This is a genomic window from Pseudomonas sp. P1.8 (genome assembly GCF_001269805.1).
GTDB lineage: Bacteria > Pseudomonadota > Gammaproteobacteria > Pseudomonadales > Pseudomonadaceae > Aquipseudomonas.
The window spans coordinates 236,430-252,664 of sequence record NZ_LHVM01000013.1 but is presented as its reverse complement, the minus strand read 5'-3'; the positions used below and the strand labels follow the sequence as shown (position 1 = coordinate 252,664).

The following is a 16,235-nucleotide window of genomic DNA, read 5'->3' as shown; positions in this document are numbered from 1 at the left end:
AACACCGACGGTAGATTGCTCTCGCGGGCGTGCGCTCATCGCTGGAACTTTCAAATGCGATTGCGGGGTATCAAACCTTGCAACTGCTGCGCCAGGAAGTTCGCGTCGAACGCAAAGACATCCGGGTCTTTCAAGCCGTTGGTCTTGCGCCATTGCCAATTATTGGCCGGCGGCTGGCAAACCAGCGAAACGCTGCCAAGGCGTGCAGCCGTCAAGCCTACGATCCCCAATGAAACAACTCCGCCCGCCCCCATCACCTCGGGCACGAACTCCACCGGTTTACCGGCTATCACGATAGACAGCTTCTCGGTCTTGAATGTCGAGGTCTCAACCGGGATGCCGGGACCTGTGGCGACATAGGCTTCGCGGCTCACCTCCAACAGATTCGGCGCTTTCACAGGTTCCAGCCACTGCTCGATCTGGTCGAACAGTTCACTGATTCGCGTCGTCCAAACCGCCGACTGAGACTCGAACAGTTGCTTTTTATGCGCTTCGCTTTCTGCGTAGTGGCGCAGCATTTCACCCAGTTGCTGTACATCGTCCATTGCGGTGTTCCTTGGATTGGAGCGGTGCTACGGACGTTGAGCATGGCAGATGCGCGCTGCACGCGTACGACTAAACGCGTGAGCGGTCAATCAAACCACTCCCGCCGCTCTGCAAAAGCGTTGTGAATCACTTCTTCGACCATCCGCACCTGCGCGTCACCTTGCGATTGGGCATTGACCGCCATCCACACCTGACGCTGCATCGACTGGTCGAACAACCCCGGCAAGCCAATCAACCCTCGGTCGAAGTGGCTCATGTAGTGCGGCAGCAGGCCGATGCAGGCGCTGCAGCGGATCATCTCCAGCATCAGCCCGTAGGCATGTGAGTGCACCACTGCGGCCAGGCGTTGATCCACCACCGCATGCCACGGGCGCAAGCTTTCTACCTGTCGCTCGTGTTGCCATTGCACCAGGAGGAAATCGGCGAGCTCGTCGAGGCTCGAAGGCCGTGACGCCACCCGCGAATAACGTTTGGCGATATGCGGCAGATAATCCAGGCGCGCCAGACGCACAGGCTCGGTGATGGCAAATCTCGGTCCTGGCAACGGCGACACTGTATCGCCCAGCCACACCACCACATCGGCACTGACGGCTTGCAGCGAGAGTTCGCCGTCGACCGTGATGATGTCCAGACGCACACTGGCGTTGCGGCGCAACAACGACACCAGATCACGCCCCAGGATGTCATGCAGCACCGACTCCACAACCGCCAGGCGCACCAGCGGTTGCTCAACGATCGGCAAATCACGCTCATGGGCCAGTGCGATCAATTGCGAGTGCAACTGCAAGCCTTCGCGGCTGAGGGTAAAACCTTTATCGCAGTGGTTGAACAATGAACACTGGAGTTGTGATTCAAGTAGCGCCAATTGTCTGCGCAACCGCGTGGCCTTGATATTGAGACTGCGGGCCGCCTGCATGAAACATCCGCAGCGGGCGCTGACGGTGAAACACTGTGCCAGTTCGGGCTCAAGCGCCGCTGCTCGATTGCGCCACGACCCGGTCTTGTCGAGGGGGGCACGATACCCGGTGGTTGTCTGGCGCTCGGCGTTTTCCATGAATGACATCGAGAACTCCCTGTCGATTGATCATCGGGAGTTCCATCCTGCGCATCCTTCATGAAAAGAACGTGACAACTCAGGTGCTGGGCGTTTGCCGAAAGCTCACCGCCAGGCGGTTCCAGCTGTTGATGGTGGTAACGGCGATGGTCAGATCGACCATTTCACCTTTACTGAATTGTTCTCGGGCCTGAGCGTAGACGTCGTCGGGCACATGGCTTTCGCAAAGCAGGGTAACCGCTTCGGTCCAGGCCAGTGCAGCGCGTTCACGGGCATTGAAAAATCCGCTGTCGCGCCACACCACGATCGAGTACAGGCGCCGGTCCGTCTCGCCGAGGCGTCTGGCATCCACCGAATGCATGTCGGTGCAGAACGCGCAGCCATTGAGTTGCGAGGCGCGGATCTTGATCAGATGTAGCAGGCCGGATTCGATGCTGAGGTTGCTGGTCAACGCCTCCATGGCAAGCATGGCTTTCATCGCTTTGGGCGAAGCGCTGTAGTAATCCAGGCGTGGGGTCATGGCGCGATCTCGTGCAACGCAGGCGGAGGGTTCACCGTAGCTTTTGATGCAGGCAGGCGACAGATCCAATTTCGCGAAATAACCCTGCGCCACCCTACACCAGACCCATTGAGACTTTTTGCGCCACGCAACTTCTGCACAACAAGCGCAAGAGGGTAATCTGACGCGACGCACACGCGCCTCAACTGCTCCGGAGCCTCGCCGGTATGGAACTACATGTCGTCATCAATGGCCGCAAGGACCTCGCAGGCCAGTTGTACAACCAACTGCGCAGCGCCATCGAGACCGGCCGCCTGGCGGCCGGAACGCAACTGCCGCCCAGTCGTCTGCTGGCCGAACAGCTGGGTATTTCGCGCAAGACCATTTCCGACACCTACGCGCAACTGACCTATGAAAACTTTCTCACCGGAGTGGTGGGCAAAGGCACCTACGTCAACGCCCGCACGTCGAAGGTGCAACGCAAGCAAAGTCATTCGGAGTTGGCCGGTTGCGAGGTAATCGAGTCATGGCGCAGCCTGCCGGTCTTTTTGCGCCACCCGACGCTGGAAGGCACGCTGCGCTACGACTTCATTGGCGGCGCGACCACCAAGGGCCAGTTTCCCCAGGATGACTGGCGGCGCTGCACCGCCCACGCATTGCGTCAGATCGCGGCATCCAAAGGCTATTACAGCCAGCCCGAAGGCCTGCCCGCGCTGCGTAATGCCATCGCGCGACACATCGCGTTTTCACGCGGGGTGGTTTGCGAGGACGAAGACGTAGTGGTGTGCAACGGCGCGCAGCAAGCGCTGGACCTGATTGCCCGAGTGTTGATCCGTCCGGGCAGCATCGTCGCCATGGAAGACCCCGGTTATCCGCCGGCACGCCTGTTGTTCGGCACCCACGGAGCCACGGTGATTGGCGTTGCGGTGGATGACCAAGGCATTGTGGTGGACAAAATCCCCCTCGGCACACGGCTGATCTATGTCACCCCTTCCCACCAGTTCCCGCTCGGTCTGCCGATGAGCCAGGAGCGTCGTGTCGCGTTACTCGCCAAGGCCCGGCAATTGGGCGCGATCATTATCGAAGACGATTACGACAGCGAATTCCGCTACGAAGGCCGGCCGACCGACTCGCTGCAAAGCATGGATGAACACGGGATCGTCGCGTATGTCGGGACATTCTCCAAAACCCTGCTACCGGAATTGCGGCTGGGTTATACGATCCTGCCACCCGCCATCCTTGAGGCCGTGGTGCGCGCCAAACAGCTCACCGATCTGCACACCTCTACGCTACCGCAATGGGCACTGGCCAAGTTCATCGCCGAAGGCTGCCTGCTCAAACACATTCGACGCTGCCATACGATCTATGCCGGTCGCCGCGAGCGCATTCTGAGGCGCATGACCGGCGATCTCTCACCCTGGCTGGAAGCGGTGCCGAGCACGGCGGGCTTCCACATGGTGGTGATGTGCAAGGTGCCGATGGATATTCCCCTGGTGATCGAATTGGCTAAAAAAGTCGAAGTGGGCCTGTATGCCATCGACAGCTTTTTCTACCAGGAAGCGCCACGGGCCGGGCTTTTTTTCGGGTTTGGCGCGATCGAAACCCTTGATATCGACATTGCTCTGGACCGCTTGCGCGACATCCTGCAGCAGGTTGCCTGACGGATTGGCCTGCGGCTTTACCCGGCGATTGGCTATTGGTGGTCTGCTGATGCAGGCCTATCCTGCATAAGCGTTATCCCTCAATGAGCAGGATTCGTCCGGCCTGATTCAGGAGTGTGAGCAATGTCCCATGAAGTGATCAATACCGTACAGGTTACGGCCGTCGGCGGCCGCTCGGATGAACTGGGCAAGCAACTGCAAAAGATTGTCGACACCCTGCGTGAGCTACCGGGCTGTGATTCCTATATGGTCGACCGCTGCCCCGAGGACACCAACCGCTGGACCGTCAGCGCCCGCTGGCAGTCGGAAGAAGCCATGCATGCGCATTTCGACCGACCTGAAGTGCAGGGCTTTATCAGCCTGATCGACAGCCAGTTGGCCAATGCCGTGGACTTCAACAGCTTTCCGATCGTTTAAGCCCAGCGGAAAATCAAAAGATCGCAGCCTTCGGCAGCTCCTGCGCAGGCTGCAATCTTTTTGCTTTGAACAGTGGATTGGTCCCCTCACCTTCCCGAGTATTGGCTGTTTCACCGCCCCCCCTTGCGCACTACTGTGGTTTGCATCAACCAACCCTCGCAGGTGATGAACCATGAACGTTGTTCGCTATTGTGCTGCCCCTTTTGCTGTCCTGGCCCTGATGGTTTGCACATCGGTGTCTGCCCATGACCCCTCCGAAAAGGTCACGGTATTACAGGACGAAATGCTGAAAAACGCCCCCGGTAAAAAAGCCCTGATGATCGAGGTCGACTACGCGCCTGGCCAGTCTTCCATCGCCCACAAACACGAAGGCACGGCCATGGCCTATGTCATTTCGGGGGAAATCGTTTCCCAGGTGAAGGGTGAGCAAGCGAAAACCTACAAGGCCGGTGAGTACTGGTATGAACCCGCCGGTTCGGAACACCTGGTGTCGAAAAATGCCAGCGCGACCAAACCCGCCAAGTTGCTGGTATTCATGGTGTTGGCGCCTGATGAGAAAGTACTGATCCCTTTGGAAAACTAATGCCTGGACGTACAGCGATAAATAAAACAGTCCGATTCAGCGATTCGGGCTTTTTTATTTCTTCATGTCATTAACCAACAACTATTAAATCAAACAAAACTATTGACCACCTGACGAGAGTCGATATTGGCTATTTTATTCAAGCCGTCAAGGTTTAGTCTGGAAGTCAACGCCGGCCAACTCCGGCAACTTAAAACTTTCGACTCAAGTTGTTTCACGGGAGAAACACCATGAAACTTGCACTTGCCAGTACGTTGACGATATCTGCCTTGCTAATCGGCTGCTCGGTCCCCACGGCACCGACCGCGGTCTCTTCCCTCGACGGCATCTTCACTGAACCGGTCGGCCGTAGTGGCGCCAGGCACATACCCAATGGCAGCGACGTCTCGCTAGGTGTTGTCTACAGCAGCGATACCCAGACCAATCGAGCCTATCTACAGGACTATCGAGCAAACGCTGGCACCGGATTCGGCCAGAGCCTGCTGGTGCAGCCGATCCATGACGCCTACGTGGCCACGTCCAATCCTGACTTCGCGGTTGAAGGCGTCAAGGCCTCCTTGCAGCGTCAGTTCGGCTCGGTCACGGTCTACCCGGACATGCAAAGTCTCAGGGCAGCCAGGCCGGATGTCGTAGCAATCATTGATACACGCAGTCAACTCATGACGTCGCGCAGCTCCGATATCGAGTCAAAAGTCAGTGCAGACTTTTACGACAAGAATTTCAATTACATGGGCACAGCCCAAGGCTACGATGCAAAAGCACTTAGCCCCGTGTGGGCAGACTATAAACGCAGCGAAGAGATCGTTGCGGACATTAACGAACAACAGGATGTTCAAGTTCGAGCACTGCAAAAGTTTGACCAGTCGCTCAGTATTTTATTGACCAGGCCGACAACTAATATATCAATGAACACTGAACAAACTTCAGTCAATAAATAATCGGGCGTTGCAGATTCCCTCATCGCAAGCAGGCTCGCTCCTACAGTGGATCTTCAGCGCACAAAAAATTCCTGCTCGCGCAGAGGCGCTTTCAAACATCATCAAATCTCGAGGCAAAAAAAACCCGCATCTCTCGATGCGGGTTTTTTCATTCAACGCCTGATCAGGCAGCCGGTTCCAGCTCGGCGGCGACAGCCGCAGGCACTACCGCCTGCCCGCTCAACGCCAGATCCAGCAATTCACGGTTGGCGACCGCGTACATGGCGTAGTCCGTGCCGCTCGCAGCACGGATTTCCACCAGCATCGCGCGCCAGCGCTCGATCATGCTGTCGTGCTGCGCCATCCACAGGGAGAGGCGTGTTTCCACGTCCTGGGTGCCGTCGCCCTGTTGCAGGACCGAGATGGTGATCGCGCGTTGTTGCCAGTCGACGTCATCGCGGAACGCTTCACGTGCCAGGGCTTGCCAGTTGTTTTCAACCGGCAGAGCGCTGATCTGTTGCAGGTACCAGGTGATGTCCAGCGCGCTGCCTACGGCGAAGTAAGCCTTCGCTACGTCGGCGGCGTTCTGCCCGGTCACGTCGGACGCCTCGATGATCGGCAGCAAGGTGTACAGGTGAGTGGTGCCTGCAACCATGCGCGCCAGCAACTCAGGCACGCCAGCGGCGACGTAAGCCTGATATCGGGTCTGCCAGCCTTCGCGGGTCGGACCTTCCAGCAGTTCGTCGAGCTTGAGACCCAGTGCTGCCAGATGCGGACCGAAGTGAGCGACGTCACGGGCAGCATTCTGCTCGTTGCGACGGGTACGCAGGAACCAGCGCGTGGCGCGACGGCCCAGACGCATCAGCTCGTCCATCAGCTCCAGTTGCACGTCGGCGGAGACCTGGTAGTCCAGGGCTTCGATCTGACGGAACCAGTGCGGGAGATGGAAAATGTCACGCACGATCACATAAGCACCGGCCACGTTCGCCGGGCTCATGCCGGTCGACTCTTTGAGGCGCTGAACGAAGGTGATGCCCATGTGGTTGACCAGATCGTTGGCGATCTGGGTGCTGACGATTTCGCGTTTCAGACGGTGACGGCGCATGGCCGCGGAGAACTTGCTCACCAGGGTCGGCGGGAAAGCGGTTTCCATGTCACGGGTCAGGTAGTCGTCGTCCGGCACCAGGGAGCCCAGCAACTGCTCCTTGAGGTCGATCTTGCTATACGAGATCAACACCGACAATTCGGCACGGGTCAGGCCATGGCCTTCGGCGATGCGTTCGTTGATGGCGTCTTCAGCCGGCAGGAACTCGATGGCGCGATCCAGCTTGCCGCGGCCTTCCAGGTCGTTCATCAGACGCTTGTATTCGGCAATCCGCGGCAAAGCACGGCGAGCTGCCAAGGACAGGGCTTGAGTCTGCTTGTAGTTGTTGCCCAGCACCAGACCACCGACTTCGTCGGTCATGCTCGCCAGCAACTCATTACGCTGCTTGGCGGTCATGTCGCCGGCCTGAACCACTTCGTTCAGCAGGATCTTGATGTTCACTTCGTGGTCGGAGCAGTCCACGCCACCGGCGTTGTCGATGAAGTCGGTGTTGGAACCGCCGCCATTGAGACCGAATTCCACACGACCCAGTTGGGTCATGCCGAGGTTACCGCCCTCGCCCACGACTTTGCAGCGCAGTTCGTTGCCGTTCACGCGCAGTGCATCGTTGGCCTTGTCGCCGACATCGGCGTGGCTTTCGCTGCTCGCCTTGACGTAAGTACCGATACCGCCGTTCCACAACAGATCCACGGGTGCCTTGAGCAAGGCATTGAGCAGTTCGGTCGGGGTCAGTTTGTCGGCCTTGATGTCGAAGCGCTCTTGCATCTGCGGGGAAATCGCAATGCTCTTGGCGCTACGGGAGAAGATGCCGCCACCTTCGGACATGAGGCTGGTGTCGTAATCCGACCACGCCGAACGTGGCAGATCGAACAGACGCTGGCGCTCGGCGAAGCTGCTGGCAGGCTCAGGGTTGGGGTCGATGAAGATGTGCAGGTGGTTGAACGCTGCGACCAGCTTCAGCTTGTCGGACATCAACAGGCCGTTACCGAACACGTCACCGGCCATGTCGCCGACGCCCACGACAGTGATGCTGTCTTCCTGGACATTGATGCCACGCTCGCGGAAGTGGCGTTGAACGCCAACCCACGCGCCCTTGGCGGTGATGCCCATTTTCTTGTGGTCGTAACCGGCCGAACCACCGGACGCAAACGCGTCGCCCAGCCAGAAGCCGTAGTCGATGGCAATGCCATTGGCGATGTCGGAGAAGGTTGCAGTGCCCTTGTCCGCCGCAACGACCAGGTACGGGTCATCGTCGTCATGACGCACGACGTTGGCCGGCGGAACCAGCGCGCCATCTTTCAGGTTGTCGGTGATGTCCAACAGACCGGAAATGAAGATGCGGTAGCAGGCAATGCCCTCGGCCGCAATCTCGTCACGGCTGCCGCCCAGTGGCAGGCGACGCGGCAGGAAGCCGCCCTTCGCACCCACCGGCACGATGACCGAGTTCTTCACTTGCTGGGCTTTTACCAGGCCCAGGACTTCGGTACGGAAGTCTTCTTCACGGTCGGACCAGCGCAGGCCACCACGCGCGACGTTGCCGAAGCGCAGGTGCACGCCTTCGACGCGTGGCGAATAAACGAAGATTTCAAACTTCGGAACAGGCTTCGGCAGCTCGGGAATCAAGTGCGGGTTGAACTTGAAGCTGAAGTACGACTTGTTATGGCCGTTTGCATCGGTCTGGTAGAAGTTGGTGCGCAGGGTCGCTTTGATCAGATCAAGATAGCGACGCAGGATACGGTCTTCGTTCAGCACCTGGACATCGTCCAGAGCGGTCAGAATTGCGTGTTCCAGACGTTGTTCGAGGTCGTCGCTGCTTAGCTTGCGTGCCAGGTAGAAACGGGTCTTGAACAACCGGGTCAGCTCGCGAGCGATGTCGGTGTGGTTGTTCAGGGTGCTGGCGATGTAGCCCAGGTCGAAGCCCAGACGAATCTGCTTCATGTAGCGGGCGTAGGCACGCAGCAACGCCACGTCGCGCCATGGCAGGCCGGCAGTCAGCACCAGACGGTTGAATGCATCGTTCTCGGCATCGCCACGCACGATGTGGACGAAGGCGTCCTGCAGCGTGTCGTTGAGTTGCTGGATGTCGAGTTCCAGGCCTTCGGCGGCCGTAAATGCAAAATCGTGAATCCAGAACTCGCGACCGTTGGTGTGACGCAGGCGGTACGGGAACTCACCCAGCACGCGCAGGCCGAGGTTTTCCAGGATCGGCAGCACGTCGGACAGCGCCAGCGGGGTATCGGCGTGGTACAGCTTGCAATGCAACTCACGCTGACCGGACACCTGGCCCAGCGGCTGATAGAAACTCATCACCAGCGGATTTTTTTCGTTGAGGCTCAGCAGGTGCTGCATGTCGACCACGGCCGAATGCGCTGCGAAACGCTCGCGGTAACCGGCCGGGAAGCCTTTCGGAAAGTCAGCGAGTACGTTGGTGCCGTGGGCTTCGCCGAAGCTTTCGACGGTCAGCGCTGCGTAATCGTCCTGCCAGCTGCGGCAGGCCTGCACCACTTCACGCTCGAGCAGCAGCGGGTCGATATCGATGCGGTTTTTCGGGTCGACACGCAGGATCAACTGCACGCGGGCCAGCACGGACTCGGAGAAGAACGTCCAGAACTCGCAGTCCGAAGCTTTCAGGCGATCCATCAGCACTTGCTGGATCTTCTGGCGCACTTCGGTGGAATAAATATCACGCGGCACATAGGCCAGGCAGTAGCAGAAGCGGCCGTACGGGTCTTTGCGCAGGAATACCCGGATCTTGTTGCGTTCCTGGATCTGCACGATCGACATCACGGTGCTGAACAGCTCGTCAACCGGTGTCTGGAACAGGTCGTCGCGGGGCAGCACTTCGAGCACCTGCGCCAGTTCCTTGCCCAGGTGAGCCTTGGACTGGAAGCCGGAACGGTGTTCGATCTCCTCGACCTTGCGACGGATGAACGGAATGACCCGCACGCTCTCGCCATACACCGACGAGGTGTACAGGCCCATGAAACGGCATTCCTTGATGACCTTGCCGTCAGCGTCGATTTCACGGATCGACACGTAGTCCGGGTAAGCCGGTCGATGTACGCGGCTTGGGTGTGCGGCCTTGGCGAACGACAGCAGGGTCGGTTCGCGCAGGTAGTTCACGGCATAGTCTTCGATGCGCAGGTCATCGTAGGTCAGGCCGGCACGCAGCAATTTGGTCAGGCCGAGGAAGGAGTCCTTGTCGTAGACGATGTGACCGCCATCGGCCTCGTCACTGACCACAAACTCTTCGTAGCCGAGGAATGTGAAGTGGTTGCCCACCAGCCATTCCAGGAAACTCTTGATCTCGCTCTTTTCGTCGGCATCGACGGAAAACTGGCTGTTGTCCAGTTTGGTCAGGATTTCCTGGACCTTGGCCTTCATCGGCTCGAAATCGCCCACCGCAACGCGGACTTCGCCGAGCACTTGCTCCAGCTCTTTGGTCAGCACGTTCAATTCGGCGGTATTGGCGCAACGATCGATTTCCAGGTACATCAACGACTCTTGCAGGATGTCGTCGCCCTGGGTGCCTTTGGGCAGGATTTCCAGCAACTCGCCCTTGCTGCCGCGACGCACGCTCAGCACGGTGGTCTGCAGGGTATGGATGCTGTAGCCGCGGCGGTTCAGCTCGGTACGTACCGAGTCCACCAGAAATGGCAGGTCGTGGTGCAGCACTTCGACCGCGGTGTGGGTCGACTGCCAGCCATGACGCTCGTAATCGGGGTTGTAGACGCGCACTTGCGGTTGCGCGTGATCGAAGCGCTCAAGCAAGCGCCACGCAGAAAGGGTACAGCCAGCGAGGTCGGATAACCGACGTTGGGTCAACTCATCCAGGGAAATGATGCCGAAGAATTGTTCAGCGAACAGCGCCACTTGTGGCAGTGCCTGTTCACTGATGTGCTGCGCCAGTGCCGCTTGCAGTTGGTGCTGGAAGTCGGCTTTGCTGGCTGCGGTGAAGAACGCCATCTGTGGTACTCCGCTTGGGCTTGTTATTGATGGAAGCGTCGCGTGCAAAACCCCTGTTCGGGGCTACCCGTCACCCTGTTCCTGATTCTCGGGCAGAGGAAACAGGGTGACTGGGGGGTGAAGCTGGACGGGACACTCGGGTCACATTCACCTTCCGTGAATGAGCATCTGCAAAAACGACTGGGCTGCGAACAGCGCAATGCCTTTACGGGTGCTCATCCGTTGCGCAGCTTAACCAGAGCGGCAAGGCCTGTGCTTGCGGTGCTGCGACATATTCGGTCATCGGTACGCAGCTCAAGGCGTACGCCTCGAACAACACTAGCATTCGCACAGAAAAACGACGGTTTTCCGTCCGGATTTACGGGACGTACGTACCAGAAATGAGCAGTAACACATCCAGTGTTCGCGACAGGGACTCTGACAGGCAGACGAGCAGAAAATTGCGCGCACTGGCAGAATCGCAGCTATTGCCATTACCCAATTCAGCAAGCCAGGAATTCCCCATGAAAATGAAAACCGCCCTCTTGATCGTCAACCCGTGCGATGACGAAGAAGACAACATGGCCATGGTCTGCTGCCACAGCGACCAGGGCGAGATGTTCCTGATGAGCCGTTACCCGGACGAGGACGAGCTGGAAATCACCCTCGACGGCGAACCTTCGACCCTTGATGGCGTGAAAATCACCCTCAGCCCTTCCTTGCTGAAGATTGAAATTGCGGCGGCGGATGCCGATGCGTTGAATGGAGATGACGTGCTGGAGATCACCTTTGATGCTGACATGGTGGATCTGGCTGAAGTGGAAGAAACCTTGCAGAACATTCTGAAAGGGACTGGGACGTATATCAGCCAGCTGGCCTGACAGACCGCTTTCGCTGGCAAGCCAGCTCCTACCGTCGATTTGCATCGCATTAGACCCGTAGGAGCAGGCTTGCCAACAAAGGTGCCCGCGAGATCCCTTCATCACTTCCCCTAAATATACGGATGCCCGTAAGTACGGACTACATTCCGCTTCCTTCCCAGTACAAAACTAAACACTCCATCCCATTGAATCAAAAACAAAAAAAACGATACAACAACACAATCAGAAAATTGACGACTTTCATCCTACATCCCGCCAAGAGTGGGCCTACATCGGCTTAGGAAGTGATGAACTGTCCGCACCACAAACTCACTGCTATTAATTAATCACTTGCGAAAAAAACATCGCAAGCGCGGTTTCTGATGACAGATACCGCTTCCTTTATAACAAGGAGTTAATATCATGGGTAAAAAACGCACTGAAATTACGCCGTGGGATGAACTGCCACAAGCGTTGAACACTTACGGCCGTTTTCTGGCAACGGAAGCAAGTTTCTTCGCTTCTCTAACCAATTAACAAACTAAGCACCTGAAACGATGCCGAAAGGACCTCCTTTCGGCATTCTGAAAATTCACGAGGCTTTTTATGTCTGAACGCGAACTCAGCTCGTCTGCAGCATTGTTAAAAATCGAGAAAATAATACGCTCGCTCAACCTAACTCCCGTCATACAGACTCTCGACAAAGACAAATTTGTAGCCACCGCAAAACTTTTTGACGAACATCACAACTTAGTTGAGTCTGGCGCAGGAAAAGGTCCTGATTCGATTATAGGAGCACTGGCTGAAAGTATCGAACACCTCAGCATATTCCAACGTAGCCCAAACAACATCAGTCTGCAGCGCTGTAACTTTATCGCCAACCAGAAAGCTGCCGAATTAGACGGCTTTTTTACTAGTCTTCCCTGTGAAGCCGAATCAATTGAATGCTTCAGGCTCACGACGTTTGATAAAACGGATGATCTTTTTGTTCCCAGCATCCTTCTTTGCCCCGTGATGGATACTCACTTATGGCAAACCGCAAGCGCAGACACGCATTTTCTGTCTCGCTACTCATCCAACTCGGGGACCGCATTTGGCTGCACCAAAGCTGAAGCGCTGCTGCATGGAATCAATGAAGTCATTGAAAGACATGTGCTTTCCTGTTTTTTTATGTCTGTCTGTGAGATTGGTCCCGTCATGAAACTGTACGCGCCGTCCAGCGCGCTGCTAACAAAAGCATTACAGAATGACTCTTGCGCCCTGAATCGGGCAGAAAAACTACAGGTCATCATTATAAAAGATGTAATGGGCGTTTATTTTTCTGTGGCATTTCCAAAATCTGGCCCGGGGGAGTTTCATCTTTCACCGCTTGGCTCAGGCTGTTCACTGAATATTTGCACTGCCATTCAGAGAGCCGTAACAGAACAATTTCAAGTCGATGCACTTTATGACGACACACAAGAAGCCAAAGACAGAAAAGCACTAAACCTTCTAGCGAATTCAAAAATATTACGATGCCTTATCGACCTGAACCCCGTAAAAAACCTGAGACTTCCAATGCTGGACCTCCCTCTCAGAGCTTACGTAGCAAGTGTTCCTTCGCAACTAGACGCGCTGAGACAAAATCTATTGGCGACCAACAGGACCATTTACCACAGAGTCGTCACTCAATACGCTGATGACGGCATTGTCTGCCAGGCTTATATTCCTGGCCTTGAACGCTTCAACATCATAAGAAATGGAAGCCTGGTCGCCCCGCAACGAATCCTACGCCAACCTCGAAACCCACTTGCTTTTCAGGCAACCCATGCAGACCATTATTAGAGCAACCTGCAAAAAATACACTGTACTGCTGATCTCAACATGCACCACTATATTCGTACTAAAAATAATGTCGCTAGCCCCACCATTACTACTGGGCAAAATTGTCGACACCCTGAACAGCAGCAATCCGTCCGCACTCAACACACTCTTATTGTTAACAGCAGGCTTCACACTGGCCGGGTGTATTCAGGCAATCATTCATCCGCTGCAAATTTTCTTCCTGTCCAAGTTGGTACAGCAGGCCGTGATGAATGCATCCATCGAGTGGATTGCCCAACTTATGCGCAAAGAATTCCTTCAATTCAGTTCTTGGCGTATTGGTTACTTTATAAAGTCAGTTGAGCGTGGGATAACGGCAAATGAGCAACTGCTGACATTTTTTGTGACCGTTGGCCTTCCTCTGTGCGTGGAGTTTCTGATTGTCGCCAGTGCTTTTGTCTACATGGGTGGCACCGGAATTTTTCTGGTAATGACCTCTCTTGGCATTGTCTATCTCTTCGTGGCTCACCAGATCATCAGGTGGCGCCGAAAGCACATCGATGCAGTCAATGAACAAGAGGATGAGCTGAGCGGCGTCTTGTTCAACACCATCAATATTGGCAAGTCGATAAAATTGGAACGCGCAGAGCACACCGCAACAAAGCCCCTGAACCGGGCCTTCGTCCAATACGCCGAAGCCGCGGTTATCGCGGCAAGCTCTGGCGGTTTCCTGAACGGAGCAAAAGTCCTGTTTGTAAGTCTCTCTACGGGAGGGCTCCTCAGTTGGGGGGTTCTCGGTCAGCTTTCAAGCGAACCTGGTATCAGCGTTGGGCAACTGGTTGCCATTTTTTCCATTGCTGGAAGCTTTTTGCTGAACATCACTGCGTTGACGGAGGGTTATCGGGTACTTGATCAGTTTCTGGCGGATCAACGACGCATGCAGCAGCTTTTGGCACTGCCAAACTTTGACGATAGTAATCGCCAGACCGACATCCAACCCCGACGCGTCTCGAAGCTGTTCCTTGAGCCTTGTGTGGTGGGCGACGCCGACACAACCCGACTCTCCATTGAGAGCAGCGTTACTTTCTCTCAAGGCCAGTCAGTAGCTATTACCGGGCCCAGCGGTGCGGGTAAATCCACATTGCTTGAGACGCTGGCCGGGTTAAATGCTTCGGTGAGGAATCACTTGAGCATTGATGACATACCGATCTCCCGCTTAAGCGCCGAGGCCCACTTGAACTCGCTGAGGTATTGCCCTCAATTACCGCAGTTCCTGGAAGGTCATTTCGATATCTCCGTATTGTTCGGAATGCCTCCCTCCCCCCATCTGAGCGATGCAATACAACGGCTTGACCTTGAAGATATCGTTTCCCATCGCAACATCAGCGAAAACGCATCCAACATATCGGGCGGTGAGGCCAAACGTTTGTCATTACTGCGCCTGATCAACAGGCCGGGGCGGTTCAATTTGTTCGACGAACCCAGTGCATCGATCGAGCCGAAGCTCGCTACGCCGGTGTGGGATTTGTTGTTTGAAACATTTGCCGCGCATGGACTGATTTGTGTAACCCATGATATCCGGCATCTGCATCGCTTTGATCGAGTCATCGTCATGCAGGAGGGCGCCATTGTTGACGACGGTCCGTGGTGTGAATTGGTCAAACGCAAAGCCGTAAAACTGCTGCTGAGCGACCTTCAAACAGAGGAGCATTGCCTGCATGGCTGATCCCTTTTCCCTGCGAAGGGCGCGAACAGGTTCAAATCCCTGCAAATTGCACAAAATGCCGTTAGTCGCCGCCCCCCGCGATGGATTAAAGTAACGCCCCCAGCCCTGGCGTATTTCGAACGCTCTCGGCGACCTTTTTCCAGGAACAGTCATCGATGGAACATCGTGAGGCGCTGCTAGCGCTGCGAACCTTTCTTTCAACGCAGATTCTCGGCCAGGAAAAGCTCATCGAGCGCTTGCTCATCGCCCTGCTCGCCGACGGCCATATGCTGGTCGAGGGCGCCCCTGGCCTGGCCAAGACCAAGGCCATCAAAGAACTCGCTGAAGGCATCGAGGCTCAGTTCCACCGCATCCAGTTCACCCCGGACCTGTTGCCGGCCGACATCACCGGCACGGAGATCTATCGTCCGGAAACCGGCAGCTTTGTATTCCAGCAAGGCCCGATCTTTCACAATCTGGTACTGGCGGACGAAATCAACCGTGCGCCGGCCAAGGTTCAGTCGGCGCTGCTCGAAGCCATGGCCGAGCGCCAGGTCAGTGTCGGGCGCAGCACTTATGAACTGTCGCCACTGTTTCTGGTGATGGCCACGCAGAACCCGATCGAGCAGGAAGGCACCTACCCGCTGCCCGAAGCTCAACTCGACCGCTTTCTGATGCATGTGAAAATCGGTTTTCCGGATGCCACCGTCGAGCGGCGAATCCTGCAACAGGCCCGCGGCGAAGCCTTGAACGGCGAAACCAAACCCGAGCGCCGGGTCAGCCAGCAGGCGATCTTCGCCGCACGCAAGGAAATCCTCGGCTTGTACATGGCCGACGCCGTGGAGGAATACCTGGTGCAACTGGTCATGGCCACCCGCACCCCGGCCAAGTTCGACCCCGAAATGGCCGAGTGGATTGCCTATGGCGCCAGCCCTCGTGGTTCCATCGCACTGGACCGATGCGCCCGCGCCCATGCGTGGCTCGCCGGTCGCGACTTCGTTAGCCCTGAAGACATTCAGGCCGTACTCTTCGACGTTTTGCGTCACCGCATCATTCTTTCCTTTGAAGCCGAAGCCGCCGGCATCGATCAGGACCGGGTGGTCCAGCGGATTCTCGACGTCGTAGCCGTCGCTTGACTCC

The 16,235-nt window shown here is 56.5% G+C and carries 12 protein-coding genes; 8 read left to right on the top strand and 4 right to left on the bottom strand.

Features of this window, described 5'->3' with window-relative positions; genetic code table 11:
- Positions 1 to 50 precede the first annotated feature (50 nt).
- The 3 genes from AD668_RS12000 to AD668_RS11990 all read right to left on the bottom strand — a co-directional run bounded on the left by AD668_RS12000 (position 51) and on the right by AD668_RS11990 (position 2,120).
- Positions 51 to 545, bottom strand: coding sequence for a hypothetical protein (locus tag AD668_RS12000; protein WP_053158908.1), 495 nt, complete (start codon positions 543 to 545; stop codon positions 51 to 53).
- Positions 546 to 631: 86 nt separating this feature from the next.
- On the bottom strand, positions 632 to 1,609 hold the full coding sequence (locus AD668_RS11995; RefSeq protein WP_053158906.1) for a LysR family transcriptional regulator: 978 nt from the start codon (positions 1,607 to 1,609) through the stop codon (positions 632 to 634).
- Positions 1,610 to 1,679: 70 nt separating this feature from the next.
- Positions 1,680 to 2,120, bottom strand: coding sequence for a carboxymuconolactone decarboxylase family protein (locus AD668_RS11990; protein ID WP_053159845.1), 441 nt, complete (start codon positions 2,118 to 2,120; stop codon positions 1,680 to 1,682).
- Positions 2,121 to 2,326: 206 nt separating this feature from the next.
- Here AD668_RS11990 and AD668_RS11985 point away from each other — a divergent pair, with 206 nt between their 5' ends.
- The 4 genes from AD668_RS11985 to AD668_RS11970 all read left to right on the top strand — a co-directional run bounded on the left by AD668_RS11985 (position 2,327) and on the right by AD668_RS11970 (position 5,698).
- The gene (locus AD668_RS11985) at positions 2,327 to 3,760 is read left to right on the top strand and encodes a PLP-dependent aminotransferase family protein (RefSeq protein WP_053158904.1); all 1,434 of its coding nucleotides are present in this window, start codon (positions 2,327 to 2,329) and stop codon (positions 3,758 to 3,760) included.
- Between the two features lie 123 nt (positions 3,761 to 3,883).
- On the top strand, positions 3,884 to 4,177 hold the full coding sequence (locus tag AD668_RS11980; protein WP_053158902.1) for an antibiotic biosynthesis monooxygenase family protein: 294 nt from the start codon (positions 3,884 to 3,886) through the stop codon (positions 4,175 to 4,177).
- Between the two features lie 172 nt (positions 4,178 to 4,349).
- Positions 4,350 to 4,760 (top strand): cupin domain-containing protein, encoded by a 411-nt coding sequence (locus AD668_RS11975; RefSeq protein WP_053158900.1) that lies wholly within the window; start codon positions 4,350 to 4,352, stop codon positions 4,758 to 4,760.
- Positions 4,761 to 4,990: 230 nt separating this feature from the next.
- A complete protein-coding gene (locus AD668_RS11970) occupies positions 4,991 to 5,698 on the top strand; it encodes a hypothetical protein (protein ID WP_053158890.1) in 708 nt (235 codons plus the stop codon).
- A gap of 163 nt (positions 5,699 to 5,861) precedes the next feature.
- Here AD668_RS11970 and AD668_RS11965 read toward each other — a convergent pair whose 3' ends face one another.
- On the bottom strand, positions 5,862 to 10,748 hold the full coding sequence (locus AD668_RS11965; protein ID WP_053158887.1) for an NAD-glutamate dehydrogenase: 4,887 nt from the start codon (positions 10,746 to 10,748) through the stop codon (positions 5,862 to 5,864).
- A gap of 503 nt (positions 10,749 to 11,251) precedes the next feature.
- Between AD668_RS11965 and AD668_RS11960 the strand changes: the two genes are divergently transcribed.
- From AD668_RS11960 to AD668_RS11945, 4 genes are all read left to right on the top strand, one after another.
- Entirely contained in the window at positions 11,252 to 11,608 is a 357-nt protein-coding gene (locus AD668_RS11960; protein ID WP_053158884.1) for a hypothetical protein, read from the top strand.
- A gap of 585 nt (positions 11,609 to 12,193) precedes the next feature.
- Positions 12,194 to 13,411 carry a YcaO-like family protein gene (locus AD668_RS28745; protein ID WP_082344457.1) on the top strand — a complete coding sequence of 406 codons (1,218 nt, stop codon included), beginning with the start codon at positions 12,194 to 12,196 and terminating at the stop codon, positions 13,409 to 13,411.
- Positions 13,395 to 15,116, top strand: a complete 1,722-nt coding sequence (locus AD668_RS11950; RefSeq protein WP_053158881.1) for an ABC transporter ATP-binding protein — start codon at positions 13,395 to 13,397, stop codon at positions 15,114 to 15,116. The genes AD668_RS28745 and AD668_RS11950 overlap by 17 nt, the downstream gene beginning before the upstream one ends.
- A 155-nt stretch (positions 15,117 to 15,271) precedes the next feature.
- Positions 15,272 to 16,231 carry a MoxR family ATPase gene (locus AD668_RS11945; protein ID WP_053158878.1) on the top strand — a complete coding sequence of 320 codons (960 nt, stop codon included), beginning with the start codon at positions 15,272 to 15,274 and terminating at the stop codon, positions 16,229 to 16,231.
- Positions 16,232 to 16,235 lie beyond the last annotated feature (4 nt).